The sequence below is a fragment of the Chryseobacterium sp. WG23 genome, from assembly GCF_024586575.1.
Classification (GTDB): Bacteria; Bacteroidota; Bacteroidia; order Flavobacteriales; family Weeksellaceae; genus Chryseobacterium.
This window is the reverse complement of the sequence record NZ_JALCZE010000003.1, coordinates 333,765-349,199: the sequence shown is the minus strand read 5'-3', so window position 1 is coordinate 349,199 and position 15,435 is coordinate 333,765. Positions and strand designations below refer to the sequence as shown.

The 15,435-nt window shown below is 37.5% G+C and carries 11 protein-coding genes; 2 read left to right on the top strand and 9 right to left on the bottom strand.

Annotated elements, in window-relative coordinates; translation table 11 throughout:
- Positions 1-2: 2 nt before the first annotated feature.
- The 6 genes from MP477_RS06820 to hutH all read right to left on the bottom strand — a co-directional run bounded on the left by MP477_RS06820 (position 3) and on the right by hutH (position 6,475).
- On the bottom strand, positions 3-1,520 hold the full coding sequence (locus MP477_RS06820; RefSeq protein WP_257189722.1) for an NAD(P)/FAD-dependent oxidoreductase: 1,518 nt from the start codon (positions 1,518-1,520) through the stop codon (positions 3-5).
- Positions 1,521-1,667: 147 nt separating this feature from the next.
- Complete coding sequence (locus MP477_RS06815) at positions 1,668-2,552, bottom strand: lipid A biosynthesis acyltransferase (protein WP_257189721.1); 885 nt, start codon at positions 2,550-2,552, stop codon at positions 1,668-1,670.
- A gap of 110 nt (positions 2,553-2,662) precedes the next feature.
- A complete protein-coding gene (locus tag MP477_RS06810) occupies positions 2,663-2,917 on the bottom strand; it encodes an acyl carrier protein (protein WP_257189720.1) in 255 nt (84 codons plus the stop codon).
- Positions 2,918-2,921: 4 nt separating this feature from the next.
- On the bottom strand, positions 2,922-4,142 hold the full coding sequence (locus MP477_RS06805) for a beta-ketoacyl synthase (protein WP_257189719.1): 1,221 nt from the start codon (positions 4,140-4,142) through the stop codon (positions 2,922-2,924).
- 1 nt (position 4,143) lies between these two features.
- Positions 4,144-4,875 (bottom strand): 3-oxoacyl-ACP reductase FabG, encoded by a 732-nt coding sequence (gene fabG, locus MP477_RS06800; protein ID WP_257189718.1) that lies wholly within the window; start codon positions 4,873-4,875, stop codon positions 4,144-4,146.
- A gap of 79 nt (positions 4,876-4,954) precedes the next feature.
- The gene (hutH, locus tag MP477_RS06795) at positions 4,955-6,475 is read right to left on the bottom strand and encodes a histidine ammonia-lyase (protein ID WP_257189717.1); all 1,521 of its coding nucleotides are present in this window, start codon (positions 6,473-6,475) and stop codon (positions 4,955-4,957) included.
- A gap of 97 nt (positions 6,476-6,572) precedes the next feature.
- Here hutH and MP477_RS06790 point away from each other — a divergent pair, with 97 nt between their 5' ends.
- Complete coding sequence (locus tag MP477_RS06790) at positions 6,573-7,820, top strand: NAD(P)/FAD-dependent oxidoreductase (protein ID WP_257189716.1); 1,248 nt, start codon at positions 6,573-6,575, stop codon at positions 7,818-7,820.
- Positions 7,821-7,852: 32 nt separating this feature from the next.
- Here the strand turns inward: MP477_RS06790 and MP477_RS06785 are convergent, their stop codons facing one another.
- From MP477_RS06785 to MP477_RS06775, 3 genes are all read right to left on the bottom strand, one after another.
- Positions 7,853-8,461 carry a hypothetical protein gene (locus tag MP477_RS06785; RefSeq protein WP_257189715.1) on the bottom strand — a complete coding sequence of 203 codons (609 nt, stop codon included), beginning with the start codon at positions 8,459-8,461 and terminating at the stop codon, positions 7,853-7,855.
- A gap of 72 nt (positions 8,462-8,533) precedes the next feature.
- Positions 8,534-9,826, bottom strand: coding sequence for a phenylacetate--CoA ligase family protein (locus MP477_RS06780; RefSeq protein ID WP_257189714.1), 1,293 nt, complete (start codon positions 9,824-9,826; stop codon positions 8,534-8,536).
- Positions 9,827-9,911: 85 nt separating this feature from the next.
- Positions 9,912-11,600, bottom strand: coding sequence for a M23 family metallopeptidase (locus tag MP477_RS06775; RefSeq protein ID WP_257189713.1), 1,689 nt, complete (start codon positions 11,598-11,600; stop codon positions 9,912-9,914).
- Between the two features lie 425 nt (positions 11,601-12,025).
- Here MP477_RS06775 and ileS point away from each other — a divergent pair, with 425 nt between their 5' ends.
- Complete coding sequence (gene ileS, locus MP477_RS06770) at positions 12,026-15,421, top strand: isoleucine--tRNA ligase (protein ID WP_257189712.1); 3,396 nt, start codon at positions 12,026-12,028, stop codon at positions 15,419-15,421.
- Positions 15,422-15,435 lie beyond the last annotated feature (14 nt).

Genomic DNA, 15,435 nt, shown 5'->3' with positions numbered 1-15,435 from the left:
TATTACATCATTTGACTTAAATGTCTGTCTATCGTTTCTTTGCCTACAATTTCAGAGCAGGTATTGAAAGCTCCGATGGTTACCCCTAAAATCCCGTGCATATTTACAGACTGACCTGTAAGAAACAGATTATCTATTTTAGTGCGTGGAGAAACCATCGTTTTAAGCGGGTTTTCTGAGTTTTTCATGTAACCATACATGTTTCCTTCAAAACTACCGATATAATCACGATAAGACAACGGTGAAGAAGTATATATTTTTTTGACAGCCTGTTTAAGGTTGGGAATTTTCTTTTCCAGGGCATCAAGCATTTTCTCTGCTTTTGCCAGTTTAAACCTTTCATACTGTTCTCCTCTTTCGTGATCATCAGCTACTGTATTGAATGTGTGTTCCCAGTCTTTAACCTCATCAAAGTCCATATAGGAAATAGCCGTCAGGCTTTCTGCAAACCCAGGATAATTTTTGGACGGTGATGCCGAAAGCATATAGGTTTCCGGCCATGCTTCTTTCCTGTAACGGAAGGCACTCCAAACTTGTTCCCCTGAGGAATAATGGTATATATTATAATTAAAATCCGGAAGAGTATGTGGCTTTAAGACCAGATATACACTGAAGCATGATGGAACAGGCTGCCAGCTTAAAACCCTGTTGAGAAAGGATTTTTTTAACCGCTCTTCTCCAATTAATTTAATGGTTGAGCGGATTTCAATATTTGAAATTATTTTTTTTGCTGTGTATTCTTTACTTGAAGCTGTTTTCACTGAGGTCAGTACATTATTCTCATCAAAAATAAACCCGGTTACTTCGGTATGTTTATGAACTTCCGCCCCATACTGACGAAGCTTCCTGATCAATAATTTTGAAATCTGACTTCCCCCTTTTACACATTTGTAAGCACTCTGGATATAAGAGTTTACCGTTAAAGCATGAACATAAAAAGGAATATTGTCAGAATCTCCGGCATAAAGGAAATTAGAGCCTAATAAAACCGATTGCAGTTTTTTATCTGAGGTCACTGATTCTATAAATCTTCGGGTATTCAGATGCAGAATTTCTTCATTGTAACTATCTTTCCCCACTACATTATATCTTGGGAACTGGCTGCACACATATTGAATTTCTTCACAGTAATTTTCAAGATTTTCTCTTTCGTTCGGAAAATAGACTGATAACTGCTCAACAAAGTTCTGATATCCTTGGGCATGTGGATATTCAATAGGATCATCACCAAAGGAGATTCTGTCATATCCGTCTTCATCCATTTGCTGGAGATCCAGATCATCCATAATTTCCAGATAGGAAAAAAAAGTGTTTAGATTTTGTCCCTTTGACAGCCCACCCAAATAGTGAACTCCCGTATCAAAGATGAGTTTATCCCTGGAAAAAGTCTGTAAATTGCCTCCATACTGATTGTTTTTCTCCAATACACATACTTTAAGCCCTTCTTTCGCCAAAATAAGAGCCGAAACAAGACCTCCCAATCCGCTGCCGATTACAAGTATGTCATATTCTTTCTTCAAGGAGAATGTATTTTAATTTAGAAATTAAGAATGTTCATCAAAAGATGATCTGCCTCCGGTCCTTTAAAGATCAATAGACAGGCTAATCCTGATTTTAATCTAAATGGTTTCAGTTTTTGTTAGTTTTCAGGGATAAAAATAGAAAAATTAATCAACATCATCCCAAAAATCAAAATAATTAAACCATTGGAGCGGATATTTTCTAACCATGGTCTCCAGATTTTGAACATAAGATTGTAAAAGCCCCTGAGAATCCCTGTTTTTAATATTCTGGGCAGTTCTTGCATAGAGATGATAATGAAGGTTATTTTCTTTCATTACATACACATATACTACAGGAACTCCCAATCTGGAAGCAATAAGAAAAGGGCCTGCCGGAAATTTTGCACTTTTCCCCAGCAATTCGGCTTCCAGGTATTTGGATCCTTCAAAATAACGGTCGCCGGTAAAGCAGATCAGTTCATTATTTGATAATGCCTGATTAATCTCAAAGATATGCGACATATCTTCTCTGACATAAATAAATTTAATGGAACTCTCTTTTACGGCAACACTTTCCAGATACTCTTTGATCACGGTAACCTCCTGATCTGTAGTCACCAGATTGATCTGGCAGTCAAAATCTATATCTGCAAAAAAATGTTCTGCAATTTCAAAATTACCGATATGGGCACTGATCAGAACACCTCCTTTTTTCGCGGCTAAAAGGTTTCTGAGATTTTCAATCCCATCAAATTCATAGGTGTATTTTTCTCTTAATCCGGCAGAAATAGCTGTTTTGTCAATCAGTACTTTTCCGAAAGTGAAATAGCTGTGAAATATGGAGCGTAAAGCCTTACCATATCCGTAGTTTAATCTTTTTTGAAAATAATAAAGGATGTATCGGTTGCTTTTTTTCTGGAACAGAAAGTAATAAGCAGCCACAAAATAAAGAACAACATATGAACTCCTGATTCCGATATTTCTAATACACCAAACGAATATTCTGTATCCTGATACCGTTCCTTTAGATTTACCTTTCCACTTGTTCATATATACAATTTACCGGTGTAACGGTATACCAATGTAACAATTATTTTAATTTAAAAAATGCACAGTATGCGTACATTGATACATTCAATTAATAAATATTTATTCAATAATTAAGCGTTTTTTTCAGTAATTTTATGTTCAATGGTTGCATAAAAATCATCAAATGTCACCATTTTCTTGAAGTCGGCTTCTCCTAATTTCACTCCGAAATTGGATTCAATCACAACAACCATATCGATATAATCTAAACTGTCTAAGCCTAATGTAGTTTTAAGATTGGCCTCATTACTGATTTCGTCTCCGTCTACCTCGAATTCATTTACCAGAAAATCGTTAACGATGGCCACTATTTTTTCCCTTTCCATGTTTTTAATCAAATTTTTTAACTATTAATGCAGAATTGGTTCCCCCAAACCCAAAAGAATTCGACAAAAATACATCAATTTTTTGATTTTTTGTTTTGGAGACTAAATTTATCTTTTGAGCTTCATTATCAGGATTTTCAAGGTTAATATTGGGAGCTACAAAATCATTCTGCATCATCAGAATAGAGTAAATAACTTCACTTGCCCCTGCCATCCAGCATTCATGCCCTGTCATAGATTTCGTAGAGCTTACGGGAACTTCACTTCCGAAAATCTCATAGATAGCCTTTGCTTCGTTAGCATCTCCAATAGGCGTGGAGGTAGCATGAGCATTAATATAATCAATATCTGAAGCCGTTAATCCGGACTGTTGTAAAGCCCGTCCCATTGCTAAAGCCGGCCCGTCAATATTAGGAGTTGAGATATGCCCTCCATTTGAAGAAAAGCCGTAGCCTATAATTTCAGCAAGGATAGGAGCACCTCTTCTTTGTGCTGATTCTAAGCTTTCTACAATTAAAGTAGCCGCACCTCCACTTGGTATCAAACCGTCTCTCGCTGTATCAAAAGGTCTTGAGGCTTTTGCCGGCTCGTCTTCTCTTGTTGAGAAAACTCCTAATCCGTCAAAACTTGCCATTGAATATTTATTGGTTTCCTGCGCTCCCCCGCAGATGATCATATCCTGAAAACCGTTCCTGATCATCATAAAAGCCAATCCCAGAGAATGCGACCCACTTGCACAGGCTGCGCTGATGGTAAGATTAATTCCTTTCAACTTGAAAATCGTAGAAAGGTTCATGGTCACTGTTGAATTCATTGATTTAAAGATCGCTCCGGATCCCATCAATGTGGTATCTTTTTTTTCCCGGGCAATATCGATAGAATCAACGACCGCCTTGGATACACTGTCATTTCCGTATAAAATTCCAACTTCATGGGTATCTAAAAAAGCTTCGTCAAGATTCGCCTGCTTCAAAGCATCAATGGTTGCAAGATAAGCATATTCGCTTTCTTCTCCCATGCTTACACGCTGGCGTCTGTTAAGAAGATTCTTTAAATCTGGCTTTGGAACCACCCCCGTAAGACCTGATCTGAAACCGAAATTTTTTCTGTCTTCATCTAAAACAATACCGGATTTTCCTTGATATAGGGATTCCCTGACCTCTTCTAAAGACGTCCCGATGCAGGAATAAATTCCCATTCCGGTAATCACAACCCTATTTTCCATCTTATGAATAAATTCCTCCGTTAATATTAATTATCTCTCCTGTAATGTAGGAAGCTTTTCGGGAAGCTAAAAACGCTACTAAATCAGCTACTTCTTCTGCTTCTCCGAATCTGTTTGCAGGAATCATCGCTTTAAGCTCATCTTCATTAAAATCCTGAGTCATATCTGTTTTGATGAAACCCGGAGCCACAGCATTTACTGTAATATTTCTTTTCGCCACTTCCTGGGCAAGCGCTTTTGTAGCTCCTACCAGAGCTCCTTTTGCTGCCGAATAATTGGTCTGTCCGGCTGTTCCTTTTACCCCGGAAACCGAAACCATATTAATGATTCTCCCGTATTTGTTACGAAGCAGTTTTTGGATAAAAAAGTTCGTCACATGGAAGAAACCGTTTAAGCTTGTATTGATTACACTGTTCCAGTCTTCTTTAGGCATCCACATAAACAGACCGTCTCTGGTGATTCCTGCATTATTTACAATCACTTCTACTATGGCAGAAGGATTTGTTACCTGCCATTCTGTAAGGACACTCTGTGTTTCCTCCGCATTTCCTACATCAAATTTAAGAATTTCTCCTGTAGAACCAAGCTCTTTCACTTTGGCCAATGTTTCCTTAGCTGCAGCCTCATTAGAGGTATAGTTGATCAGTATATGATATTTTTTTTCTTCAGCCAGTTTTATACAGATTGCCCTCCCGATTCCTCTGGAGCCTCCTGTTACAATTGCACATTTCATGCGTTAGTGTTTATTTCGTTTTAGTTTTTTTAGTTAGTTTGTACTCCTAAATGTAAAGACAATTTATTACCGTTAATAATTACATTGCTTTTAAATACATCTTTACTTTCTCTAAATAAGGATACATCACCATATCATCTGAGAACGCAGGAATAATTTTTCTGATCTCATCATAAAGCACTCTTGTAGATGATGAAACCTCATCCGGGAAGCCCAGGTATTCAATTGCCTGAACGACAGTAATTGCTTCTATCGCCAAAACTTCAAATGCATTTTCAATTACTTTTCTGCAGATCACAGCTGCATTGGTTCCCATACTTACAATATCCTGATTATCATTATTATTGGGAATACTGTGAACATACATAGGGTTTGACAGCATCTGACTTTCTGCCGTAGTAGAGGTTGCCGTAAACTGTACACCCTGCATTCCGAAATTGAAACCTAATTTACCTAAATTTACAAAAGGAGGCAAAATTTCGTTGATCTTAGCATTTAAAAGATAGTTCAGCTGTCTTTCTGCAAGCATGGTTAACTTGGTAACCACAATTTTAAGCTTATCCATTTCTAAAGAGATATAATCTCCATGAAAATTTCCACCGTGGTAAACATGCTGGTCTTCAACATTGATAATCGGGTTATCATTGGCAGAATTGATCTCATTTTCAAGCACTTTTTCTGTATATTCCAATGTATCCAGCACTGGGCCTAATATCTGGGGAACACATCTTAAAGAATAATATTCCTGAACTTTTTCCTTAAATACTTTTTCCTGTTCTTCAAAGTGAGTATAAAGATGGTCTGCTCTTTTTCTGATCAGCTTACTGTCTGCAAGATGTGTACGCATTCTTTCTGCCACTTTCTGCTGACCATAATGTCTTTTTGTACCGTTTAAAGCTTCCGAAAGATGATCGTCATAAGCCTGAACAATCTCATTAATTGCACAGGAAAGCCTTATGGAAATATCGGTCAGCTGATTTGCTTTATAGGCATTCACAATCCCTATTCCGGACATTACAGAAGTTCCGTTCATTAAAGCAAGCCCTTCACGGATCTCCACTTTTATAGACTCAAGTCCTTCAATTGCAAAAACATCCTTTGTAGATTTTCTTTCTCCTTTGTAAAAAACTTCTCCTTCTCCAATAAGTACCAAAGCCAGGTGTGCCAGCTGAACAAGATCGCCACTTGCTCCTACTCCACCGTGTTCAAAAATCAAAGGGGTAATATCTCTGTTGATCAATTCCTGAAGAAGATAAATAACAGACTGATGTACTCCAGAATTCCCTAAAGATAAGGTATTCAGCCTTGCCAGCATACAGGCTTTCACTTCCTGTGCAGGTAAAGGGTTTCCTAATCCAGAAGAATGACTTCTAATTAAATTATACTGAAGCTGGTGGGTATCCTCATCACTGATTTTAAACTGAGCCATCGGACCAAACCCCGTATTTACTCCATATATTACTTTATTTTTTGAAAATTCCTTTAAAAACTGAAAGCTTGTATCGACTCTTGATAAAAGTGATTCATCCAGTTCAATTTTCTCATTTTCAATGATAATCTTTTGAAAATCTTTCAGTCCTAAAAAGTTATTTATTTTCATTAATCAAAAGTAATAGTTGATAATTTTGTAAAATATTAATTATTTGTCACTAATTTTGCGGCAAAGATAGAAGTTATTATTAAAATAAAAAATCAAGATGAGCAAAGAATTTGTTGACGTTCTTGTAATCGGAGCTGGACCTTCCGGATGCGTATCTTCTTCATACCTTAAGAAGAATAATGTCAACGTAAAGGTGGTTGAAAAGACAAAATTCCCAAGATTGGTAGTAGGAGAAAGCCTAATTCCAAGGGTAATGGACCACTTTGATGAAGCCGGACTTTTCCCTGCATTAGACAAAATGGGTTTTGAAAAAAAACTGGGTGCACGTTTCCTGCGTGGGGATGAGGTCTGCATTTTTGATTTTAGTGATAAATTCGGAGAAGGCTGGGATTGGACCTGGCAGGTTCCGAGAGCTGATTTTGATCATACACTGGCCCAGGAAGTCATTAATAAAGGGATTGACCTTGAGTTTGAAACCGAGGTTACAGCCATCAGATTTGACGGTACGGATTCTATCACAACGGTAAGAACCAAGGATGGAAAGACAAAAGAGATCCACGCCAAGTTTGTTATTGACTCAAGTGGTTACGGAAGAGTTTTACCTCGTTTACTAGATCTTGAAAAGCCTTCAAAATTATCTCCCCACTCTGCTATTTTTTCTCATGTAAAGGATATCAACAGAGAAGAGGGCGAAGAGGGAACATTAATATCTTTCGACATCATTGAAACAGAGGTATGGCTTTGGGTCATTCCTTTTTCTAACGGAAATACAAGTGTAGGAATTGTAGGTCCTACAGAATATATTGATAAGTTGTCTGAAAACGGAGATCCTGCTGAGGCGTTAAGAAAAGCAATTTCTCTATCTGACTATTACGTAAAACGTTTTGGAAAAGTAGATTTTCTCTTTGAGCCCAAACATCTGAAAGATTATTCATGTTCGGTAAAAAGTTTATTTGGAGATGGGTTTGCTTTAACGGGTAATGCATCTGAGTTTCTTGACCCGGTTTTCTCATCGGGAATGGCTTTTGCCACAGAATCGGGAATGCTTGCTGCAAAATTAGCGTTTAGACAGCTCAACGGAGAAAAAATTGACTGGCAAACAGAATACACAGATTATATCTTATATGGTGTAGATGTTTTCACCACCTATGTAAAGGAATGGTATACGGGTAATCTTCAGGAATTATTCTTCCACCAGCCGGAAAACCCTGATGTCAAGAAAAAGATATGTGCAGTATTGGCTGGATATGTGTGGAATAAAGACAATCCTTTTGTAAAAAAGCATGATACAGTAATTAAGAATCTTGCCAACCTCATCAAACAGGAAAAGCAAAATCAACAATAAAAAATCGGTCTGAAATTCAGACTGTTTTTGTTTTATTTTAAAGTTTTTTTAATCTCTTTTGCCAGATACCTTCCAGTTGATTCATATACTGTAGCAATTCTCTCATACTCCATGACCTCTTCTTTACTCTGAATAAATTTATCAAATTTGTTCAAAGCTACCTCAGCTAAAACCACTGAAGGCTTACCGGTTTCCACCAGTTTTATTGTTCCACTTATTTGCGCCTCCATCACTACCAGTCCGCCATGCCAGCCCGGAAAAAGCCATTTGGTTTCTACTAACAACGTATACTTTGCCGAGCTGTCTTTTTTAAATGAAATATTTTTGTAGGATTTATTAAGTCCTTTTGCAAAATGATCTACATAGTCTTCTTTTTTATATTTTTCCCATTCTCCTATCCATTTCTTCCACGCATCTGCTCCTCTTTTAGGATTTTCCAACACTTGTTTCTTCCTGTTTTCAAGATATTGAGCTTCTGTAATATTTTCTTTCATAAATAATACATTCTCAAATTGAAGTTCTACATTTACTTCAGTCTGATCTTTTAAGGCTTGAAAGTTTCCAGAAATGAGTTCCATTTTTTCCTGTCCGAAAGCCATTACTATCATGGTCAGCAAGGACAGTAACAATATTTTTTTCATATATATTAGTTTTACTAGCTAAGCTCTCAAAGATATTATAAAGAAAGTCCTACTCTCTCTTTATATTTATTTTTATCTTAAATCAATAAAAGTGATTGGTTTCCTGCTATTTGGATGGTAAACAGTTTTAGACAAAATCTCAAAATCTACCATTTCAATCTTAGGACTTACCCTGAGTTTTGCCCGAAAGTGATCCCTTACTTCATGTACAAAGTTTTCATTGTTTTCTTCTGTACTTATCCTGATTATAATTTCATCAAGGCCTATTTCATTAGCCTGAATAACGATCTGATAACAGAGAATACCATTAAAATCATTCAGGATATCATTCATGGCCGGAGGATATAATGTTGTTCCTTTATATTTAATCATCTGTTGCTTTCTGCCGACTACAGGACCCAATCTCATGGTATTTCTTCCACACTGACAAGGCTTATAATGAGCTTTTACAATATCTCCTGTTTTAAATCTCAACAGAGGAATTGCTTCCACTCCCAACGTTGTAATCGTAAGCTCACCGCTTTCTCCTTCTTGCACAGGATCTCCGTGATCATCCAGGATTTCTGTAATAATAAGTTCAGGATGATGATGCCCACCCACCTGGAACTCACATTCCGTGAATGCGGTGCTCATCTCGGTAGATGCATAGGTTGAAAAAAGATTGATATTCCATTTTTCTTTGATCTTCTGCGAAAGAATATTATCTGTAAAATCCTGATTTTTGATGCTTTCTCCAATACAGACGGCACCGTAAACACTGGAGTTTTTATAATCAAGGCCGTGTTTTTCGGCATAATCAATCATTTTCAGCAAAAAAGAAGGCACAGTAATCAGGTATTTAGGCTGATACCTAAAAATAGAATCCCATTGAAGTTCCGGAATTCCCGGTCCCATTCTCACAACGCTTGCCCCCATTTTTCTTAAACCCAAAAAGTAGGCAAGGCCAGCCATAAAGCGTTTATCAATGGTTGTAATCATCTGTACCACATCTCCTTTCTGAATTCCTGCACAGGCAAAAGAGATGGCTTCATTATAAGCCAGTCTCTCAAGATCACTGTCAGACAATCCAAATGTCACCGGATCTCCCAGTGTTCCTGAAGTTGTGCTATAATCAACAATTTTATCCGGAGGAATGCAGAAAAAGTCATGATTATGCTGTTGTAAATCATTTTTTGTTGTCGTAGGGATTTTCTGCAGATCTTCCAGGGTGATGATATTCTTTATATGGATATCATTTTCTGTGAATAGTTTTTTATAAAAAGGTGAATGAGTTTCAAGATAAGCCAATAGCTCCTGAAGTTTTCTCTCCTGAAACTTTTTAATTTCCTGAATGGATGATCTTTCGATGGATGGATGAAATTCCAATGATTTTAATTTTTAGAAGACAAATTTATTTAAAAATAAAAGACTGAAACATGAAAAGGTTAAAAGATTACTACCCTCCATTGATTTATCTCTGAAACGTTAAAGTTTGGGTATTGGCATTTCCTGCAGTATTGACTGTCGTTATCTCTAAAGTATGCTTACCGGATCCTTTGGGGCACTTTTCATCAAAAGTATAGATAAAATAATCTTTTACTCTTGCAAAGCGAAGCCATTTCCCATCCAGTTCTGCCCTAAATGAAACGATGTCACCCACACTTGTATTTCCTTTCAAACGTAAAGTCCCGCTATTTATAAGCGCTCCATCTTTCCATTCCGTAGTAATAAATGGAGAACTTTTGTCTAAGATCAATTTCACCGAGCCCAATCTGTTGAATTCCCCCTGTACCCAGTCTCCGGTCCAGTTTCCTTTTACAGCATCTTTATCACTTCCATAATCCAGCAATATCACTACTTTATCTTTTTCCTCTTTGGTCAATTTCCGGTTAGGTTTTATTTTTACAGTGTATCGATCATGAATGGGAACATATGGATTGTGCAGCACAATGGCATTGGAAATTACATTTTCTTCAGCATCGGGTTTTTCGTACATGCTAAAATTCACAGCATCATACACTGCATTTTTACTCAAAACTATTTCAGCATTTTCTGTGGCAATCGTTTTTCCTTCATCCGGCTTTACCGTTTTATGAGTAGACGGAATATTATTTCCGGTAGTATTCAGCTGCATTTTTGTTGCCAACCGGCTTGTATTTCCGTTCACGTCTTTTAAAACAATTTCAATATGATGGACCTCTTTGTCCTGAAGATTAATAACTCCCGATACATTGGGAAGGCTGTAGTTCTGTAGTTTCATTCCCGGTAAAACAGATAAATGCTGGATATTCATTTTATCCCTGATGAATTTGGTGTAATCTATACAGCCATTCTGATAGCGGGTGTCATCATAGCTTACTTTATCAATGGAAAAACTATAGATGAGCTTACCATCCATTAATAATTCTGCATGGTAAACGCCAAGGTTAAATCCCTGATTGGCTTTATCCACCGCTTTAACAGCGAAGCTTATCACCGGCGAATTTACCGTGACCAGGTCCGTTGTATACATGTTTCCTGCTTTTTTTACAGCCACACCATTTGCTCCCGGTTCATACGTACTGAAACTTCTGTCATACCAGTACAGCCCACTAATAATGGGAGCTACAGAGTCCGGAATGGCAAAACCAAAGAGCAGAGGGTTAAGACATTCTTCCGTTTTGGTATCTCTTATTTCAAAATGTAAGTGGGGCCCTGCGGAACCTCCTGTATTCCCACTCAAAGCAATAAGCTGTCCTTTCGTTACAGGAAACTGCCCGGGTTGAAATGTAATATCCTGCTCCCACTTTTCATCTTTATATTGTCTTTCTTTTACATACTCCTCAAGCCTGTCAAAATATTTATTTAAATGAGCATACACTGTGGTATAGCCATTGGGATGCGTAATATAGACTGCATTCCCAAAACCATACCGCTCCACTTTTATCCTGCTTACATACCCGTCTGCTGCTGCCACTACCGGCAGGTTTTCTTTACTGTTCGTCCGTAAATCCAATCCCATATGAAAATGGTTAGCCCGGACTGCCCCAAAATTGGCAGCCAGCTGCATGGGAATATTTAAGGGATTGCGGAAGTAGTTTTGTGGATAATTATGTTGAGCCTGGGTAGAGAAGCTGTTGATAAAACAAACAATCAACATCAGTTTATAAAAGATTTTCATACAGCATTTGGGTTTAGATTTACTTAAATATACAGAATTTCAAGCAATGATTGTGCTATTTTCCTCTTGTAGATTGTATTTTTAACCCCAGATGCACCCAGATTTTCAAAGATGTGAATAAAAATCTGAGCGATCTGCAATAGACCATATTTACATTTGGGCTAAATCCGATGGACGAAGTAAATTTACATTTTAGATTAACCAAAGCCCACTTCTATCGAATAAAGGCTGTTAAATTTTATTGTAAAAACAGACTGAAAACTGACTAATTCACCATTCATCATTCACTTTTATGCTTGGCCTTCATTTATATTTCTGAAATTGAACTTTTTAATAGATGATATCAAAATAAAACATATATTATAAACCGACAAAATTTAGTAAATTTGCAGACTTAATTAATCAACGATATTGAGATATTTACAATGAGCCAATTTAAAGAATACAAAAACCTCAACCTTATTGACATAGCCGACAATGTAGCGGAATTTTGGAAACAGAATAATACGTTCAGTAAAAGTGTTGAGATTCGTCAGGGCAATCCTGAGTTTGTTTTTTATGAAGGTCCGCCTTCAGCAAACGGTATGCCTGGAATTCACCACGTAATGGCAAGAGCATTGAAAGATATTTTCTGCCGTTACCAAACGCAAAACGGGAAACAGGTTTTCCGTAAAGCGGGTTGGGATACGCATGGTCTTCCTGTGGAACTGGGTGTAGAAAAAGAATTAGGAATTACGAAAGAAGATATTGGCAAAAAAATCTCTATTGAAGACTACAATAAAGCATGTCGTGAAGCGGTAATGCGCTATACCGATGTGTGGAATAACCTTACTGAGAAAATCGGATATTGGGTAGATCTTGAGGATCCGTACATCACGTACAAGTCAAAATATATGGAAACCGTTTGGTGGTTACTGAAACAGTTATATGACAAAAGCTTGTTGTATAAAGGGTATACCATCCAGCCTTACTCTCCAAAAGCAGGAACAGGACTTTCATCACACGAGCTGAACCAGCCGGGAACATACCGTGATGTTTCAGATACCACGATCGTAGCTCAGTTTAAAGTAAAGAAAGATTCGTCTGCTTTATTCAGTGATGTTGACGGAGATGTGCATATCCTGGCATGGACAACTACTCCATGGACATTGCCATCCAACACAGCGCTTACAGTAGGCAGAGATATAGAATATGTTGTAGTGAAAACTTTCAATCAGTATACCTTTGAACCTGTAACAGTAGTTTTATCAAGAGTTTTATTACCTAAGGTTTTCGGTAAAAAATATACAGAAGGAACGGATGAGGATTTCGCGAACTATACTTCGGAAAACAAAGTCATTCCTTTTAAAGTTTTAAAAGAATTTACGGGAGAACAGCTTGTTGGGACAAGGTATGAGCAATTAGTTCCTTGGTTTACACCCAATGACAGCCCTGAAAACGCTTTCAGAGTAATCCTGGGAGATTTTGTAACAACAGAAGATGGTACAGGTATCGTTCACACGGCACCTACTTTTGGTGCTGATGATGCGAGAGTTGCTAAAATGGCTCAGCCTGAAATTCCACCGATGTTGGTAAAGGATGAAAATGACAACCTTGTACCGTTGGTAGATTTACAGGGAAGATTCATCAAAGGAGAAAATGTTCCTGAAGTATATGCCGGAAAGTATATCAAAAACGAATATTACGATGAAGGGACTGCACCTGAAAAATCCTGGGATGTAGAGCTTGCAATCTTGTTGAAAACAGAAAACAAAGCCTTCAAAGTAGAGAAATATGTCCACTCTTATCCTCATTGCTGGAGAACAGACAAACCGGTATTATACTATCCGTTAGATTCATGGTTTGTAAAAATGACCGCTGTAAAAGACAGATTGGTAAACCTGAACAAAGAGATCAACTGGAAGCCAAAAGCTACCGGAGAAGGACGTTTTGCCAACTGGCTTGAAAATGTAAATGACTGGAACCTTTCCCGTTCACGGTATTGGGGTATTCCATTACCGATCTGGAGAACGGAGGATCTGAAAGAAGAAAAAATAATAGGTTCTGTAGAAGAGCTTTACAACGAAATCGAAAAGTCTATTGAGGCAGGATTCATGACTGAAAACCCGTTCAAAGGTTTTGTTATTGGAAATATGTCTGAATCAAACTATGAACTGGTAGATCTTCATAAAAACGTGGTTGACAAAGTAGTGTTGGTTTCTGATTCGGGAAGAGCCATGAAGCGTGAAAGTGACCTGATCGACGTTTGGTTTGATTCTGGTTCGATGCCATATGCGCAGCTGCATTATCCTTTTGAAAATAAAGAATTAATAGACAGCCATAAAGCTTTCCCTGCAGACTTTATTGCTGAAGGTGTTGATCAGACCCGTGGATGGTTCTATACCCTTCATGCTATCGGAACAGCTGTTTTTGATTCTGTAGCCTATAAAAACGTGATGAGTAATGGTCTTGTTCTGGATAAAAACGGGCAGAAGATGTCAAAACGTTTAGGAAATGCAGTGGATCCGTTTGAAACACTTTCTGTATATGGACCTGATGCTACCCGTTGGTATATGATCTCCAATGCCAATCCCTGGGAAAACCTGAAGTTTGACATTGAAGGAATTGATGAGGTAAGAAGAAAGTTCTTTGGAACCCTGTACAATACGTATTCATTCTTTGCACTCTATGCGAATGTTGACGGATTCAACTATTCAGAGAAAGAAGTGGAAAGCCGTCCTGAAATAGACAGATGGATCCTTTCTGAGCTGAACCTTCTGATCAAAGAAGTGAAAGCATTCTATGAAGATTATGAACCTACCAGAGTAGCAAGAGCGATCAGCACATTTGTGAATGATAATTTAAGCAACTGGTACGTAAGGTTATGCAGAAGACGTTTCTGGAAGGGGGAATATTCTGATGATAAAATCTCTGCATACCAGACTTTATATACCTGCCTCGAAGTGGTAACCAAATTATCTGCACCTATTGCTCCATTCTTTATGGATCAGCTGTATCAGGACCTGAATAAAGTAACAGGTAAAGAAAACTGTGAGTCTGTGCATTTAACGGACTTCCCGGTTGCTGATGAAAGTTTAATAGACCAGGATTTGGTTGAAAAAACCCATTTGGCTCAGAATATTACCAGTATGGTTTTCTCTTTAAGAAAGAAAGAGAACGTAAAAGTACGCCAGCCATTACAAAAAGTATTAATTCCTGTATTGGACTCTAAAACAGAGGAACAGATTTTGGCTGTTGCCGATCTGATCAAGCAGGAAGTAAATGTGAAAGAATTACAGTTAATCAATGCTGAAGAAGCATCTCATTTAATTGTAAAACAGATCAAACCCAACTTCAAAGCATTGGGTCCTAAATTAGGAAAAGACATGAAGGTGGTTGGGGCTGAGATCAGTGCTCTTAGTACAGAACAAATTTCAGATCTTGAGAGAGAAGGAAAACTTGATATTCAGGGATATGAGATCACTTTAGATGATGTGGAAATCTCAACAAAAGATATCCCGGGATGGACTGTAACTTCTGATGGAAAAACAACTGTGGCATTAGATTTGACATTAACAGATGAGTTAAAATCTGAAGGGATCGCAAGAGAGTTCATCAATAGAATTCAGAACCTGCGAAAAGATAAGAATTTTGATCTGACAGACAGAATTAATATCTTCATTGAGGAGAATTCTCCTTTCATTGAAAATGTTAAGAAAAATGAGGAATATATTTCTTCTGAAGTCTTGTCAAATAAAATAGAAATTGTATCTTCACTTTCAAATTTTAACGAAATCGAAATAGATGAGGTTAGTTTTAAGATAAATATTGAAAAAAATTAACATGTAGTTATTGT